This is a genomic window from Pseudomonas sp. G(2018), from assembly GCF_005502415.1.
Lineage (GTDB): Bacteria > Pseudomonadota > Gammaproteobacteria > Pseudomonadales > Pseudomonadaceae > Aquipseudomonas.
In genome coordinates this window covers 42,520-58,918 of the sequence record NZ_SCOO01000012.1, presented here as the reverse complement: position 1 = coordinate 58,918, position 16,399 = coordinate 42,520, and the positions used below count along the sequence as shown (strand labels likewise).

The 16,399-nt window shown below is 59.1% G+C and carries 15 protein-coding genes; 6 read left to right on the top strand and 9 right to left on the bottom strand.

The features are described from left to right. Positions 1–59 precede the first annotated feature (59 nt). A complete protein-coding gene (locus FFS64_RS14385; protein ID WP_095192381.1) occupies positions 60–443 on the bottom strand; it encodes a PaaI family thioesterase in 384 nt (127 codons plus the stop codon). Then, positions 443–2,767, bottom strand: a complete 2,325-nt coding sequence (locus tag FFS64_RS14380) for a Tex family protein (RefSeq protein ID WP_137805919.1) — start codon at positions 2,765–2,767, stop codon at positions 443–445. The genes FFS64_RS14385 and FFS64_RS14380 overlap by 1 nt, the downstream gene beginning before the upstream one ends. 362 nt (positions 2,768–3,129) lie before the next feature. Here FFS64_RS14380 and ompR point away from each other — a divergent pair, with 362 nt between their 5' ends. Both ompR and FFS64_RS14370 read left to right on the top strand, forming a co-directional pair. Continuing rightward, positions 3,130–3,870, top strand: a complete 741-nt coding sequence (gene ompR / locus FFS64_RS14375; protein WP_020795794.1) for a two-component system response regulator OmpR — start codon at positions 3,130–3,132, stop codon at positions 3,868–3,870. 113 nt (positions 3,871–3,983) lie between these two features. After that, on the top strand, positions 3,984–5,297 hold the full coding sequence (locus FFS64_RS14370; protein WP_095192379.1) for an ATP-binding protein: 1,314 nt from the start codon (positions 3,984–3,986) through the stop codon (positions 5,295–5,297). Positions 5,298–5,381: 84 nt separating this feature from the next. Here FFS64_RS14370 and rimK read toward each other — a convergent pair whose 3' ends face one another. Further along, positions 5,382–6,287: a 30S ribosomal protein S6--L-glutamate ligase gene (rimK, locus tag FFS64_RS14365; protein ID WP_007972871.1), complete on the bottom strand. Its 906-nt coding sequence runs from the start codon at positions 6,285–6,287 to the stop codon at positions 5,382–5,384. Then, positions 6,284–6,745: an ATP-dependent zinc protease gene (locus FFS64_RS14360; protein ID WP_170948612.1), complete on the bottom strand. Its 462-nt coding sequence runs from the start codon at positions 6,743–6,745 to the stop codon at positions 6,284–6,286. The genes rimK and FFS64_RS14360 overlap by 4 nt, the downstream gene beginning before the upstream one ends. 233 nt (positions 6,746–6,978) lie before the next feature. On the opposite strand from FFS64_RS14360, the gene FFS64_RS14355 reads away from it, so the two are divergent. From FFS64_RS14355 to FFS64_RS14340, 3 genes are all read left to right on the top strand, one after another. Further along, entirely contained in the window at positions 6,979–7,383 is a 405-nt protein-coding gene (locus tag FFS64_RS14355) for an RNA-binding S4 domain-containing protein (protein WP_137805918.1), read from the top strand. A 228-nt stretch (positions 7,384–7,611) separates the two neighbouring features. Further along, the gene (gene hslO / locus FFS64_RS14350) at positions 7,612–8,514 is read left to right on the top strand and encodes an Hsp33 family molecular chaperone HslO (protein WP_095192376.1); all 903 of its coding nucleotides are present in this window, start codon (positions 7,612–7,614) and stop codon (positions 8,512–8,514) included. Between the two features lie 179 nt (positions 8,515–8,693). Then, complete coding sequence (locus FFS64_RS14340; RefSeq protein ID WP_137805916.1) at positions 8,694–10,235, top strand: phosphoenolpyruvate carboxykinase; 1,542 nt, start codon at positions 8,694–8,696, stop codon at positions 10,233–10,235. Positions 10,236–10,295: 60 nt separating this feature from the next. Here the strand turns inward: FFS64_RS14340 and FFS64_RS14335 are convergent, their stop codons facing one another. From FFS64_RS14335 to FFS64_RS14315, 5 genes are all read right to left on the bottom strand, one after another. Beyond that, positions 10,296–11,150: an EamA family transporter gene (locus tag FFS64_RS14335; RefSeq protein ID WP_137805988.1), complete on the bottom strand. Its 855-nt coding sequence runs from the start codon at positions 11,148–11,150 to the stop codon at positions 10,296–10,298. Positions 11,151–11,193: 43 nt separating this feature from the next. After that, the gene (locus tag FFS64_RS14330) at positions 11,194–11,547 is read right to left on the bottom strand and encodes a DUF1493 family protein (RefSeq protein WP_137805915.1); all 354 of its coding nucleotides are present in this window, start codon (positions 11,545–11,547) and stop codon (positions 11,194–11,196) included. A gap of 240 nt (positions 11,548–11,787) precedes the next feature. Further along, positions 11,788–12,087, bottom strand: a complete 300-nt coding sequence (locus FFS64_RS14325) for a hypothetical protein (protein WP_137805914.1) — start codon at positions 12,085–12,087, stop codon at positions 11,788–11,790. Positions 12,088–12,501: 414 nt separating this feature from the next. Then, the gene (locus FFS64_RS14320) at positions 12,502–12,792 is read right to left on the bottom strand and encodes a hypothetical protein (protein WP_137805913.1); all 291 of its coding nucleotides are present in this window, start codon (positions 12,790–12,792) and stop codon (positions 12,502–12,504) included. Positions 12,793–13,121: 329 nt separating this feature from the next. Beyond that, positions 13,122–14,186 (bottom strand): S8 family peptidase, encoded by a 1,065-nt coding sequence (locus FFS64_RS14315; protein WP_137805912.1) that lies wholly within the window; start codon positions 14,184–14,186, stop codon positions 13,122–13,124. 265 nt (positions 14,187–14,451) lie between these two features. Here FFS64_RS14315 and FFS64_RS14310 point away from each other — a divergent pair, with 265 nt between their 5' ends. Further along, complete coding sequence (locus FFS64_RS14310) at positions 14,452–16,386, top strand: ATP-dependent DNA helicase RecQ (RefSeq protein WP_137805911.1); 1,935 nt, start codon at positions 14,452–14,454, stop codon at positions 16,384–16,386. Positions 16,387–16,399: the final 13 nt, after the last annotated feature.

The following is a 16,399-nucleotide window of genomic DNA, read 5'->3' as shown; positions in this document are numbered from 1 at the left end:
CAGAAAACTTCGGCGCTGCGGTCACAGCGCCGAAATTACCTCAAATCGATGACGGCTAGCTACAGGACAGCGAACGTGCCTTGTGCTTTTGCGACCAGTTTGTCGCCTTGCATCACGTCGGCTTCGACCACCAGCGTGCGGCGGCCCGGGTGGATCACCCGCGCCGTGCACATCACCTCGCCGTCGGCGACGGCGCGGATGTAGTTGATCTTGCACTCGATGGTCGCGCTCTGCTGGTCAAAGCCGTGGGTGCTGGAGCAGGCCAGCCCCATGGCAATGTCTACCAGACTGAACAGGGCCCCACCGTGCAGCTTGCCGCCACGATTGCGCAACTGCGGTTCAAGCCCCAGGGCGACTTGCGCCACCCCGGTTTCCAGGCTGTGCAGACGACAGCCCAGCAGCCTGAAAAACGCGCTTTCGGTCAGCCCGGCCGGGATGTCCATCAGCGTTTCTTCAACTGCTTGGCGTTGGCGAACAGCGAAGCCATGGCGTTGTTGGCCGGGGCCGCCGCCGGGGTTTCCTTGCGTGGTGCGCTGTTCTGGGATTGGCGTGGCGCCGAGCCAGGACGCGCGCCACGGGCACCGTCGATTTTCTCGCCCGGGGTGTCGCTCATGCGCATCGACAGGCCCACGCGCTTACGCGGGATGTCGACTTCCATGACCTTCACTTTCACCACGTCGCCGGCCTTGACCGCTTCACGCGGATCCTTGATGAACTTCTCCGAAAGTGCAGAGATGTGCACCAAACCGTCCTGATGCACGCCGATGTCGACGAATGCGCCGAAGTTGGTCACGTTGGTCACCACGCCTTCGAGAATCATGCCCAGTTCCAGGTCCTTGAGATCTTCGACGCCTTCCTGGAACTCGGCGGTCTTGAACTCCGGACGCGGATCGCGACCTGGCTTTTCCAGTTCTTGCAGGATGTCGGTGACGGTCGGCAGGCCGAAGGTCTCGTCGGTGTATTTTTTCGGGTCCAGGCGCTTGAGGAACGCGGCATCGCCGATCAGCGAGCGGATGTCGCGGTCGGTTTCAGCGGCGATGCGCTGCACCAGCGGGTAGGCTTCCGGGTGCACGGCGGACGAATCCAGCGGGTTTTCGCCGTTCATGACGCGCAGGAAGCCAGCCGCCTGTTCGAAGGTTTTCTCGCCCAGACGCGCCACTTTCTTCAACGCTGCGCGGGTTTTGAACGCGCCATGCTCGTCGCGGTGGCTGACGATGTTCTGCGCAAGGGTCGCGTTGAGGCCGGAAATCCGTGCCAGCAGCGCCACCGAGGCGGTGTTCACGTCCACGCCGACGGCGTTCACACAGTCTTCGACCACTGCATCCAGGCCGCGCGCCAGTTTCAGCTGCGACACGTCGTGTTGGTACTGGCCGACACCGATGGATTTCGGATCGATTTTCACCAGCTCGGCCAGTGGATCCTGCAGGCGACGGGCAATGGACACGGCGCCGCGGATCGACACGTCGAGGTCCGGGAATTCCTTCGAGGCCAGTTCCGACGCCGAATAAACCGATGCACCGGCTTCGGAAACCATGACTTTGGTCATCTTCATGGCTGGGTATTTTTTGATCAGTTCGGCGGCCAGCTTGTCGGTTTCGCGGCTGGCGGTGCCGTTGCCGATGGCGATCAGGTCCACCGAATGCTTGGCGCACAGGGCCGCGAGAATCGCGATGGTCTGGTCCCACTTGTTGTGCGGTACGTGCGGGTAAACCGTGGCGTGATCCAGCAGTTTGCCGGTGGAATCGACCACGGCGACCTTGCAGCCGGTGCGCAGGCCCGGGTCGAGGCCCAGGGTGGCGCGCGGGCCGGCCGGGGCCGACAGCAGCAAGTCGTGCAGGTTGTGGGCAAAAACGTTGATCGCTTCGGTCTCCGCGCCATCGCGCAGCTCGCCCAGCAGGTCGGTTTCCAAGTGGGTGTAGAGCTTGACCTTCCAGGTCCAGCGCACCACTTCGCCCAACCATTTATCGGCCGGGCGGTTCTGGTTCTGGATACCGAATTGCTGGCCGATCATGCCTTCGCACGGGTGCATGGTGCCTGGAAGTTCATCACCGACTTTCAGTGCGGAACTGAGAATGCCTTCGTTGCGGCCACGGAAAATCGCCAGGGCGCGGTGCGATGGCATGCTTTTGAGCGGTTCGTCGTGTTCGAAGTAATCGCGGAACTTGGCGCCTTCCTCTTCCTTGCCGGCAATCACGCGTGCACTGAGAGTGGCTTCCTGCTTGAGATAGTTGCGCAGCTTGTCCAGCAGGCCCGCGTCTTCGGCGAAGCGCTCCATCAGGATGTACTTGGCCCCTTCGAGGGCTGCCTTCACATCGGCCACGCCTTTTTCGGTGTCGACGAAGCGTGCGGCTTCGACTTCCGGCGTCAGGCTCGGGTCGTTGAACAGACCGTCGGCCAAGTCGCCGAGGCCGGCTTCCAGGGCGATCTGGCCCTTGGTGCGGCGCTTCTGCTTGTACGGCAGGTACAAGTCCTCGAGGCGGGTCTTGGTGTCGGCGAGCTTGATGTCGCGTTCGAGTTGCGGGGTCAGCTTGCCTTGCTCCTGGATGCTGGCCAGGATGCTGATGCGCCGTTCGTCGAGTTCTCGCAGGTAGCGCAGACGTTCTTCCAGATGACGCAGCTGGGTGTCATCGAGGCTGCCGGTCACTTCTTTCCGGTAACGGGCGATGAAGGGAACGGTAGAGCCTTCATCGAGTAGCGCGACGGCCGCTTCGACCTGTTGTGGGCGTACGCCGAGTTCCTCGGCGATGCGGCTGTTGATGCTGTCCATAAAACCACCTGACAAATTGTGAAAGCAGGCTCGCAGGCGCAGGGATAACGGCCCGGCGAGTCTGGTTGAGCGGCCTGGCCTGCGCCGCTGCCTGGATCAAAAGGTATCCCGTTGACCCGTGAAATCGAACAATTACTGCCGGCGCCATGAAAATAAAAAGCGGCCACCCGGCGTAACGATCAGACGTTGCCTGACACAAAAGGCCGCGCATTATAACCAGCGTTCTGCCCTTCGGGGGGTATCGCAGTCTGTAGGCAAAATGCCTGGATTCCTGGCGGTGAAGGAAAAATCTGCTAACAATGCACACGGTGCGTATAACGGCAGCTACGCCATAATGCGCGCCGAGATCAAAGGAGCATCCAATGAGCAGCACTGCAAACATTGCTGAAGGCGAAAAAATTCTTATTGTTGACGACGATCCGGGGCTCAGCAGCCTGCTGGAGCGTTTTTTCGTCAGCAAGGGCTATCGCGCCCGCGCCGTACCGAACACCGAGCAAATGGACCGCCTGCTGGCACGCGAAGTGTTCAACCTGGTCGTCCTCGACCTGATGCTGCCCGGTGAAGACGGCCTGACCGCCTGCCGCCGCCTGCGCGGCGCGAACAATCAGATTCCAATCATCATGCTGACCGCCAAGGGCGACGAGCTGAGCCGTATCAAGGGCCTTGAACTGGGCGCCGACGATTACCTGGCCAAGCCGTTCAACCCGGACGAACTGATGGCGCGCGTCAAGGCCGTCCTGCGTCGTCAATCCGCACCGGTGCCGGGCGCGCCGGGCAGCGAGGACGAAAGCGTAACCTTCGGTGACTACGAATTGTCCCTGGCCACCCGCGAACTCAAGCGCGGTGAAGAAGTGCACATGCTTACCACCGGTGAGTTCGCGGTACTCAAGGCGCTGGTGATGAACGCCCGTCAGCCACTGACCCGCGACAAGCTGATGAACCTGGCCCGTGGCCGCGAATGGGATGCGCTGGAGCGTTCCATCGACGTGCAGATTTCCCGTCTGCGCCGGATGATCGAGCCCGATCCGTCCAAGCCGCGCTACATCCAGACTGTCTGGGGCGTGGGTTACGTGTTCGTTCCGGATGGCGCCGCCACCAAGTGATCGGCGATTTGTAGGAGCGGGTCGTGCGGGTGACGGTCAGCTGACCTTACCCGCAGACTTGCGACCCGCAATATGCGAGCATCGCTCGTTCCTGCAAGTGTGTAGCGCTTACCATGAAAACCCCGGTTTGGTTCCCCCAGAGTTTCTTCTCCCGCACCCTTTGGCTGGTGCTGATCGTCGTTCTGTTTTCCAAGGCACTGACCCTGGTTTACCTGTTGATGAACGAGGACGTGCTGGTGGACCGCCAATACAGCCACGGTGTCGCCCTGACGCTGCGTGCCTATTGGGCGGCCGATGAAAACAACCGCGACAAGATAGCCGAAGCCGCGACCCTGATCCGGGTGGTGGGTGCCGGCGTGCCGGAAGGTGAACAACACTGGCCTTACAGCGAAATCTATCAGCGGCAGATGCAGGCTGAACTGGGTGCCGATACCGAGGTGCGATTGCGCATGCACTCGCCACCGGCATTATGGGTTCGAGCGCCAAGCCTGGGCGACGGCTGGCTGAAAGTGCCGCTGTATCCGCATCCGTTGCGCGGTCAGAAAATCTGGAATGTGCTCGGATGGTTCCTGGCCATTGGCTTGCTGTCCACTGCATCGGCGTGGATTTTCGTCAGTCAGCTCAACCAACCCCTGAAACGTCTGGTCTACGCTGCGCGCCAACTCGGCCAGGGTCGCAGCGTGCGACTTCCAATCAGCGATACGCCGAGTGAAATGACCGAGGTTTATCGCGCCTTCAACCAGATGGCCGAAGACGTCGAGCAGGCCGGTCGCGAGCGTGAGCTGATGCTGGCCGGGGTGTCCCATGACTTGCGCACACCGCTGACCCGCTTGCGGTTGTCCCTGGAGCTGATGGGCGACCGAAGCGACCTCACGGATGACATGGTCCGCGACATCGAAGACATGGATGCGATTCTCGACCAGTTTCTCGCGTTCATCCGCGACGGTCGCGACGAATCGGTGGAGGAGGTGGACCTGAGCGATCTGGTCCGCGAAGTCGCCGCACCGTACAACCAGAACGAAGAGAAAGTGCGCTTGCGCCTGGAGCCGATCCAGCCGTTTCCATTGCGTCGGGTGTCAATGAAACGTCTATTGAACAACCTGATCGGTAACGCCCTGCATCACGCGGGCAGCGGGGTTGAAGTGGCGGCGTACGTGTCGGGGGATACCAGTGCGCCGTACGTGGTGCTGAGCGTCATGGACCGTGGTGCCGGGATCGATCCATCGGAACTGGAAGCGATCTTCAACCCGTTCACACGGGGTGATCGGGCCCGGGGCGGGAAGGGCACCGGGTTGGGGTTGGCGATCGTGAAGCGGATTGCTTCGATGCATGGCGGGAATGTTGAACTGCGCAACCGTACCGGCGGTGGGCTGGAAGCGCGGGTGCGCTTGCCGTTGGGGTTGTTGTTGCCGCGGGATGCGGTCTAAAAGCAGCTTCGAGCGCCAAGCTTCAAGCTGCAAGAAAAAGCGGCTTTTCACTTGCCACTTAAAGCTTGCAGCTTGTGGCTGCTTTTAGCCCTTACCCTTGGTCCGCGTCATATTCGGCCCGCCATTCTTTTCCAGATGTTCAATGATGATCCCCGCCACGTTCTTCCCAGTGGTGGTCTCGATCCCTTCCAGTCCCGGCGATGAGTTCACCTCCATCACCAGCGGCCCGTGGTTGGAACGCAGGATATCCACACCCGCGACCGCCAGTCCCATGACCTTCGCTGCGCGCAATGCAGTCATGCGTTCCTCCGGCGTGATCTTGATCAGGCTGGCGCTGCCGCCGCGATGCAGGTTGGAGCGAAACTCACCGGGTTTGGCCTGGCGCTTCATCGCCGCAATCACCTTGTCGCCCACCACGAAGCAGCGAATGTCGGCACCGCCGGCTTCTTTGATGTACTCCTGAACCATGATGTTTTGCTTGAGGCCCATGAACGCCTCAATCACCGACTCAGCCGCCGTGGCGGTTTCGCACAGCACCACGCCGATACCCTGAGTGCCTTCCAGCACTTTGATCACCAACGGCGCGCCGTTGACCATTTCGATCAGGTCGGGAATGTCGTCCGGCGAGTGGGCAAACCCGGTGACCGGCAAACCGATTCCGCGACGTGACAGCAATTGCAGCGAACGTAGTTTGTCCCGGGAGCGGGCGATGGCTACGGATTCGTTGAGTGGAAAAACCCCCATCATTTCGAACTGCCGTAATACTGCACAGCCATAAAACGTGACCGACGCACCGATTCGCGGGATCACTGCGTCAAAACCTTCCAGCGGTTTGCCGCGGTAATGGATCTGCGGCTTGTGGCTGGCGATGTTCATGTAGGCGCGCAGGGTATCGACCACCACCATTTCATGGCCGCGTTCGGTACCGGCTTCGACCAGGCGACGGGTGGAATACAGACGCGGGTTCCGCGACAGCACAGCGATCTTCATGCAACACCTGTGGAGAGGGTAGATACCGGGAACACCGGCTTGTCTTGTACATACTTGATGCCCGGATTGACCACCAACTGGCCGTCGATCAGGGCTTTGGAACCGAGTAGCAGGCGATAACGCATGGACTTGCGGCAGGCCAGCGTGAACTGGACCCGCCAGACCCGATCACCGAGGGCCAGGGTGGTGCTGATCACGTATCGCACCTGCGCGTGACCGTTGGAGCTTTTAATGGTTTTCATCGTCACCAGCGGTGCTTCACAGCGCCGGTGACGCAACTGCACCACCGTGCCCAGGTGCGCCGTGAAGCGCACCCATTGCTCGCCGTCGCGGTCGAATGTCTCGATGTCGGTAGCATGCAGGCTGGAGGTACTCGCGCCGGTGTCGATTTTTGCCCGAAGGCCGGCAACTCCCAGATCAGGAAGCGCCACCCACTCGCGCAGACCGACGACGGTCAAATGATCAAATGTCTTCAAAATTGCTCAACCGGTAGAAACCACGGTGGCCGCAGGCGGCCGAATTCGCGGTATTCACGCAGAATAATGGTTAAAAGGCGACAGATATCGACGACCGGGATTTCCAGCTTCGCAATGAGGTTATGGAATGTCAGCATTGTAATCCGGGGCGACGTAATTCTTGGTACGAGAGAACGGTAGTACAGTTCACCAATATTTCAGAACGAGGAAATCCCATGGCACAAAAAAACGAAGAGGACGACAAAGTCCGTCTCGATAAATGGTTGTGGGCCGCGCGTTTTTACAAGACCCGCGCTTTGGCCAAAGCAGCGATCGAAAGCGGTAAGGTGCACTGCCGTGGAGAGCGCTGCAAGCCGGGCAAGGAGCCACGCATCGGCGATGAGTTCGTGATTCGCACCGGCTTCGATGAGCGCACGGTGGTGGTTCAGGCGCTGTCGATCGTGCGCCGTGGCGCCCCGGAAGCGCAGACGCTGTACGCCGAAACCGAAGCCAGCATCGCCAAGCGCGAAAATGCCACGGCCCAGCGCAAGGCAGGTGCCCTGGGTGTGAGTACCGATGGCAAGCCGAGCAAAAAACAACGGCGGGATCTGTTCAAGTTTCATGGCAGCAGCAACGAATGAATGATCGGGTCCGTCGATCAGTCAAACAGGCAAAGACTTGTAATTGTGCTTGCGCGTAGCCATATGGGGTAATTCGCCTACCCTACATGAGCCATTGGCAGCGCCATTCGTCGTAAAGCGCACGCAGCTGCCGACCTGTAAGCCATAACCAGACAGCAGGGCGCTATGGCCAAGGCGTAAATTCGAATTCTGTAACCACTTTTGTCTCCACTTCAGATACCCAGACTTATGACCGACCTACCGGATAACGACTTCACCCAACGCTTCATCTTCGATGACAGCGACACCCGCGGCGAGATGGTTTCGCTGGAGCTCAGCTACGCTGAAGTCCTCGCCAAACACGCCTATCCGGAGCCGGTCGCACAACTGCTCGGCGAGCTGATGGCGGCGGCGGCGCTGCTGGTCGGCACCTTGAAGTTCGACGGGTTGCTCATCCTTCAGGCCCGTTCCGAAGGCCCGATCCCGTTGCTGATGATCGAGTGTTCCAGCGAGCGCGACATCCGTGGCCTGGCCCGTTACGAGGCGGACCGGATTGCCCCCGACGCCACCTTGGCCGACTTGATGCCGGATGGCTCGCTGACACTGACCATCGACCCTAAGCAGGGCCAGCGTTATCAGGGCGTGGTCGATCTTGACGGTGAAACGTTGTCCGATTGTTTCACCAACTATTTCGTCATGTCGCAGCAGATCGGTACGCGCATCAAGCTCTGCGCCGATGGCCGTCGCGCCCGTGGCCTGTTGCTGCAGCAGCTTCCCGCCGATCGCTTGAAAGACGAAGAAGAGCGCGCCGCCAGCTGGCAGCACCTCACCGCTCTGGCTACCACCTTGACCGCCGATGAGCTGTTGGGCCTGGACAACGAAACCGTGCTTCATCGTCTCTACCACGAAGAACAAGTGCGACTGTTCGATGTACAAAAACTGCGTTTCCGCTGCAGCTGCTCGCGCGAACGTTCAGCCAATGCGCTGGTCAGTCTGGGTATGGAAGACGCGCAAAAACTGGTGGTTGAACACGGTGGCAATATCGAAATTGACTGCCAGTTCTGCAACCAGCAATACCTGTTTGATGCCGCCGATGTCACTCAATTGTTCGCCGGCGCGGGTGTCGACTCACCGTCAGATACCCGTCACTAAAACGATTCAGCGCAGGTAAATTCACTGGTTTGTGCCGGAATAACGCCGTTACGACGGGAGGACCCTACTTTTTTTGGGCTTTTCTGGCATAATCCGGCCCACTTTTTTCGCGGTAGTAGTGCACGACTTTCTACTACAAAACGTTTGGAGCACTCGGCCACTGGCCGACGGGGAACCTCATGACGCAAGCCAATAACGCCGTGTACACCGATCTGAGTGTTGATGATCTGGTTAAAGAAGCCCTGAACCGCGGTGAAGGCGAGCTTGCCGATACCGGCGCACTGGTTGTTCGCACCGGTCACCGTACCGGCCGTTCGCCAGTCGATCGTTTCATCGTTGATGAGCCGACCACCCAGGCTGCCATCGCCTGGGGCCCGATCAACCGCAAGTTCCCGGCCGACAAGTTCGATGCCCTGTGGGCTCGCGTCGAGGCCTTCAACAACGCGCAAGAGCATTTCGTTTCCCATGTCCACGTAGGTTCGGCTTCCGAGCACTACCTGGCTGTGAAGATGACCACCCAGACCGCCTGGCAGAACCTGTTCGGCCGTTGCCTGTTCATCAACCCGGCCCAGTACAATCCGGCTGGCCGTGAAGAGTGGCAGGTCCTCAACGTTGCCAACTTCGAGTGCGTACCTGAGCGTGACGGTACCAACTCCGATGGTTGCGTGATCATCAACTTCGCTCAGAAGAAAGTGCTGATCGCCGGCATGCGTTACGCCGGTGAAATGAAAAAAGCCATGTTCTCGGTGCAGAACTTCCTGCTGCCGGCTGCCGACGTGCTGCCAATGCATTGCGCTGCCAACATCGGCGAAGAAGGCGACGTGACCCTGTTCTTCGGTCTGTCCGGCACCGGCAAGACCACCCTGTCCGCCGACGAAAGCCGTTACCTGATCGGTGACGACGAACACGGCTGGGGCGAAGGCGTTGTCTTCAACATCGAAGGCGGCTGCTACGCCAAGTGCATCGACTTGTCCGAGAAGAACGAGCCGGTCATCTGGAAAGCCATCAAGCACGGCGCAGTCCTGGAAAACGTCGTTATCGATGACGCCAAGCACGCCGACTACGCTGATGTCAGCCTGACCCAGAACAGCCGTGCCGCCTACCCGCTGGAGCACGTTGCCAAGCGCTCCGAGAAAAACCTCGGTGGCGAGCCGAACGCCGTGATCTTCCTGACTTGCGACCTGACCGGCGTGCTGCCGCCAGTGTCGATCCTCAACGAAGAACAAGCGGCCTACCACTTCCTGTCCGGCTACACCGCTCTGGTGGGCTCGACTGAAATGGGTTCGGGAAGCGGCATCAAGTCGACCTTCTCCACCTGCTTCGGCGCACCGTTCTTCCCGCGTCCGGCTGGCGAATACGCAGAGCTGCTGATCAAGCGCATCCGTGGCTTCGGCTCCAAGGTTTACCTGGTCAACACCGGCTGGACCGGCGGTGGCTACGGTGTCGGCAAACGCTTCAACATCCCGACTACGCGTGCCGTGATCGCAGCGATCCAGAGCGGCGCGCTGATCGGTACCGAGACCGAGCACCTGGACACCATCAACCTCGACGTGCCACTGGCCGTACCGGGCGTTGAGACTGGCCTGTTGAACCCACGCAACACCTGGGCCGACAAAGCCGCCTACGACGAAGCCGCCAAAGCACTGGCCGGCCTGTTCATCGAGAACTTCAAGAAGTTCGAAGTGAGCGACGCGATCAAGGCTGCTGGTCCGAAGTTGTAAGTGTTGGTATGAAGCAATGAAAAAGCCGCCCTTCGGGGCGGTTTTTTTGTGCGCGACGTTTCAGGTTTTGAGGTGCAACACAAACGCCCCGACCAATACCAACACAACCCCCAGCACATGCACCTTCCCCAACCGCTCCTTGAAAAACACATACCCCAGAATCGCCGCGATCCCGCCGGATAGCGTGCTGATCACCGTCACCACCGAAACCGAGCCGGCCACAGCTCCCCAAGCAAAAGACGAGAAGCCACCGAGATTCATCAGGCTCGCGCCGGTCAAGGTCAGGCAGTTTTTCAGCGGCGGGATTTTCAGGCCATCGTCGATCCTGAGGACGATCACCACCAGCACAATCAGGCCCACCAGGTAGGCCAGCCACAGCATCGTCACCGGCCCAAGTATCGGCAGGACGAAGCGGCCTTGTAGCCAGAAACTGGTGCCGTAAAACACTGCAGCCAACAGCGCGTAGGCAATGGAACTGCTCGCTTGACTGGTGTGTGGCACTTTCGGGTCGGAGTGAATGCTGGAGAGGACCACGCCGATCACGCACAGCCCGATACACAACAACTGGAGCAGGCTGATCTGTTCTCCGCCGGCCCAGGACAACAACGTGGTTACAACGCCGTAGGACGTCACCAGCGGCGCCACAATGGACGCTTTACCGAGCGCAAAGGCCTTGGACAAGGCAAGGGCGCCAGACACCGTCAGCACCGCGGCCACAACCCCGAACAGCCAGGTTTCGAGAGGCGCGGCCATGGACCGCAGAATGAATACGGGAAAGGCGATCAGCAGCAGGCTCATGATGGTAAAGCCCAGTGCCTGACCGAAGTAAACCGCGCGTTTGACACCGACTGCGCGGGCGTTCAAACCCACCAGAAAATCCGTGCCGCCCCAAAGCAAGGCAGCCAACAACCCCATCAGTACGTCCACGCAATGTCCTTATCGTTAAGCGTCGGAAACGTTACAGATCTTCAAGCTCCCGAGTGTCCCAGCGTTGGGCCTTGATAGCCTGGTAGAGCATGCCGATGGTAAATGGTTCCTTGTCGCCGCGACCCTTGGCTTTACGCTTTAGATGAACATCGTAGCCTTCGGGTTGGAAGTAGCGATAGCTGTCGTAATCCACGAAATCGATGTGGAATTGGTCTTCCAGGGTTTCGATCAAGTGTTGAGCGTCGGCGCCGTTGCAGCCGAGGTCGAAATTGATCGAGGTGGTGAGGTGGATGGTTTTGCGTTCGGGGAGGCCGATTTCTTCGTGGAGTAGCTGGATGAGCAGGTGCATGGTGGCGTCATCGGGGAAGTTTGGGGCGAGGTTCATGGTGGGGTATCCAGAGGAGATTTGCGTGGAGCTTGTTGGTCGTCGGTCATGAGTGGAAGGCCGGCGTTCGCCTCGTAAAATCTCATCCACCTCTTGCACGCTTTCCATTAGCTCATCAAAAAACTTGCTCATGATCATCTCCAGTGTTCGGTAAAGGCTTTCGATACGTTGCGTTTATCAGAGGCCGGTCTCGTTACCTGATCGTTCCCAAGCGAGAATGGGAACGATCATCCATCAATGTCAGGCAGGGGCTTTCCAGTTGAGCATGCGTTGCTGTGCAACCTTGAGTAGGTCGCAGCCGTCCTGGGTCAGGAGGTAAAGCGCGTGGGTGATGTGAGGAATGTCTTCGACGTCACCGTCCTTGAAGCTTTGGCAGTGCAAGGTTTGGAGGAGGTCGCTGGAGGCTCGGATGCGCTGGAGGGCGGCTTCGAGGATGTCTTGGGGGTTGGCTGCTGTGTCGATGATCAGGGGCGAAGTGTCGGTGAGGTTGGTTTGGAGTGGCAGGTAACGTTCGTTGGTGAACGGGTTCCATTTGTTCATTGTATTTTCTCTTTTATGCACCTGAAGAACCACCGCTACCGTGACCAAACGATGGGTGGCGGACTGTGTTCAGGTTGGTCAACCAGGGAGAGATAACCCGGGTACGCCGAAGCGTCCCAAACACAGCCGCCATAAAGCGTGCCGACACTAAAGCTGCCGGCAGCATACAAGGGCATGCGCAAGTTTTCTCTCATATTCAGGTGACCAAACCTGAATCGCTGATTTTGCAGCGACAGTCCGGACTATAGGTGTGGGTCTCCAGGCTGCGATAGGCGACAAGTTGTCTTGTTTTGTAGGACCGTGCCGAAGCTTTGATAGGGCGATCCCTACAGACTTTGCTTCTTCGCGATGGGCTTCAGATAGACCGCGTTATCGTTTTTCGCGAGCAGGCTCGCTCCCACAAGGGGAATGTGGTCAGCGAGTGGTTTTGGGCAAGCGCTGCCGGGCGATGTCGAGCAGGTCGTTGCCGTCCTGGGTCAGCAGGTACAGCGCACTGACGATGTTGGGGATGTCGCTGGCGTCGGCCTGGTTGAAGCACAGGCAGTACAAAGTTTCGAGCAAGTCGCTGGCGGCGCGGATGCGTTGGCGGGCGGCGTCGAGGATTTCCAAGGGGTCGGTATTTGTGTCGATGACCAGCACTGCGGTTTCGCTGTAGCTGGATTTGAGCGGGCGATAGCGGTCGGTCATTGGATCAGAGTTGTTCATCGAGGTGGTCCTGTGCGAAATCGGCAAGTGTTCCGGCAGGCCGAGACACTGCTTTCTGCCGCGCTGGAAACTATAGAAGGATCGATCAGCGAGGGACAAGACGGCGGTAGGGGACGGCTTTCGTAGGGCTTTTATCGCCAATCGAGGAAGGAGCCTACGCACTGAAGATGGTTTTTGGTTAGGAAGCCGCTATTGGTAAAAATGCCTACGGCGTTATCAGGCATTGCATGGCCAATCTCGGCAGGAGACGCTTAAGAGTCTGTGAGGTTTTTCGTAAGGCTGAAGCTTGAGCCCGTACGACGGGTGCGTGACGGGCTCCGCGATCATGTTTAGTAAACCTGGACTTTGGGTGGCGTGCGCGATGCTGCATCCAGGTCCATCAGCCCCCGGCCATAAGCCTCGCTATTGGCGTAGATGCCAGTGCGATTGGTCGTCGCCAACAAATGCTCACGAATCTGTTGTGCATTGAGGTGAGGGTAGCGGCTTTGCAGGGCAGCCAGTGCTCCGCTGACCAATGCCGTAGCAGGTGATGTGCCTGCGGTTTGCACATGCTTGCCATCCTTTCCTGTGGTCAAAAGGCCTTGGCCAGCACCCGAATCCCCGCCCGGAACGGCAATGCACCACGCCGCCGCCACGCCGCAATAATTGGATTTGGCGTTGATGGCGCTGCCGTCGTTTTTCAGTGCGACGACAGCGATCCAGCCTTTCTCCAGCTCAGGCAGGGCGACAGGCAAGCCCGGCTCCGCCAGCGGTTCGCGCTTGAGTTCATTACCGGTTGGAAAGACCATCACAGCGCCGTCCTTGACCAGTTTTCGGGCGGTCACCAGTGATTTCGGCATGACCTGGTTGTAGCGCGCTTCAGTGATCTCGGTGGCAGGAATGGCGTTGGCCCAGGAGTTACTCAGGATGCGGGCGCCCTTGTCGAATCCGTCCTGCCAGGACAGGGCGATTTCATCATCGAAAAAGAACGGTTCGTTATCGTCGCCGAAACGGTAAGGGATCAGTTGAGCATTGAACGCGATGCCATGCATGCCCTGTTCATCTTTGTTGGCGGCGAGGATACCGGCCATTTGGGTGCCGTGACCGACTCGATCATGGGTGCCGGGGCGGTTCTCGACATGGTCGAATCCGGGGTCAAAGACCCTGCCTTCAAATTCCGGCAGGTCGGTGTTCAGACCGGAATCGATCAACGCGACAGTCACGCCCTGACCAGTACCGCCGCGGGCATAGAGTCGTGATGCCTTGATGACTGCCAGCCCTTTTTGAGCCTGATACTCGGGCGTATTGAATGGGTCTGGCTCGATTGGGGGCTGTTCGCGGATCGTCAGGCATCCGCCGAGAAGCAGAGGCATGGTCAGTACGAGGGCAAATGGAAAAATACAGGGTTGGAACATGCTCGGTCCTTCGAATAGGTCTGCGTTCTCCAGGCTGCTTGCCGATGAAGTCTCGCGCAGAATTGCGTTGTTGGTCGCGAACCTTACCTGTGGATGGGCAGTGGTCGTCAGGTGGCAAAGTGCTCCGTGTATTTCAATCTGTGGCTCAAGCAGGGTGGGTTGAAGCTGTATCATCCGGTATCGTTTTTTGCCCTGACCTTTTCTCGACTCGCTGCGATCGCCGGCTAGGCTTTGTCCATCGCAGCGGTCAACGGAGTGACAGCTTATGCACAACACCCTGGAACAGGTTTTCGGTTATCCACAGTTTCGACCCGGTCAGGAAGCAACGATCAGCGCGGTACTGGCCGGGCGTTCGGCGGCGGCGATTTTTCCCACCGGCTCCGGTAAATCCCTGTGCTATCAGTTATCGGCGGTCATGCTGCCGCACCTGACGCTGGTGGTCTCGCCCCTGTTGGCGTTGATGCAGGATCAGTTGGCGTTCCTGCAGCGCCGTGGCATTGCTGCAGGCAGTATCGATTCGGCGCAGAGCCGCGATGACGCCAGCGATGTCATGGCTCGCGCCAGGTCTGGTGAGTTGAAGATCCTGATGATTTCCGTGGAGCGCCTGAAGAACGAGCGCTTCCGCCATTTTTTGCAGCAGGTCCCAATCTCGCTGCTGGTGGTGGACGAGGCGCATTGCATTTCGGAGTGGGGTCACAACTTCCGTCCGGATTATCTCAAGCTCCCGGACTACCAACGTCAGTTCAACATCCCTCAAGTCCTGCTGCTGACGGCCACTGCGACGCCCAGGGTGATCGCCGACATGCAGGCCAAATTCGCCATCGCTCCCGAGGATGTGGTGACCACCGGCTTCTATCGGCCCAACCTCAATCTATGGGTAGAACCCGTGCGCGGGCAGGACAAGCGCCGCCGCCTGGTTGAGTGGATGAGCGAGCGTCCCGGTCAGCCGAGCATCGTTTACGTCACCCTGCAAAAAACCGCCGAGCACATTGCCGAGCATCTCAGTCGGAACGGCATTCAGGCCGAGGCTTATCACGCAGGTTTGCCAAACGATCAGCGCGACGGTATCCAGAAGCGCTTCATGGGTGGGCAGTCCAATTGCATCGTTGCCACCATCGCGTTCGGCATGGGCATCGACAAGAGCGACATCCGCAACGTGGTGCATTTCGACCTGCCCAAATCCATCGAAAACTACAGCCAGGAAATTGGTCGTGCCGGGCGAGACGGGCAACCGTCCGACTGCCTGGTACTGGCCAATCGTGACAGCCTCAACGTGCTGGAGAACTTCGTCTACGGCGATACGCCTGAGGGTGATGGCATACGCCGTGTACTCGACGAGTTACAAGCATGTGTGCCTGAAGGGCAGTGGGAGTTACTGTTGGGGCCGCTGGCGGACAACAGTAACATTCGCCAGCTGCCGCTCAAGACTCTGCTGGTTCAGCTGGAGCTGCGTGGAATCATCGCCCCGCGTTACGCGTACTACGCCGAGTACCGCTTCAAATATTTGCTGGAACCGGAGGAACTGCTGGCCCGTTTCGAAGGCGAGCGCAGGGATTTCGTCGCGGCGATCATCCAGACGTCCAGCCGTGCACGTACCTGGGCCACGGTGAGTTTCGAGGCGTTGTACCAGCAGCATCAGGCTGAGCGGGACAGGGTGGTCAAGGCGCTGGATTACTTTCAGGAGAAGGGTTGGGTCGAGCTTGAAAGCAAGCAGATGACCGAGGTCTACAGCTTGCTGCAATCGGACTTTGACAGCGCCGCATTGAGCGAAGAGCTGCACGCTTACTTCACTCGGCATGAGCAAACCGAAATCGCACGAATCCACGCCATGCTCGATCTCTTCGCCACCGACCATTGCCTGGGCTATCGCCTGGCCGAGTATTTCGGTGATGAAAATGCGCCTCGGCAGTGTGGGCATTGTTCGGTATGTCATGGGCAGGTGGCGCGTCTGCCTGAGCCACCGGCATTGCCGGCGCTTGCGGATAAAAATTTCGAGGCCTTGTGCGGCGATTTTATCCACAGGCATGGGCAGCACACCGGCGACGTGCCGTCGGCCGAGCGCGTGACGCGGTTTCTGTGCGGGATCAGCATGCCGCTGTTCACCAAGCTCAAGGTTCGAACGATTTCCGGGTATGCAGCGCTTGAAGATTATCCCTATGCCGAGGTGCGGGCGTGGGCTGAACATTATCTGTCTGATTGAAATGCGATAAATG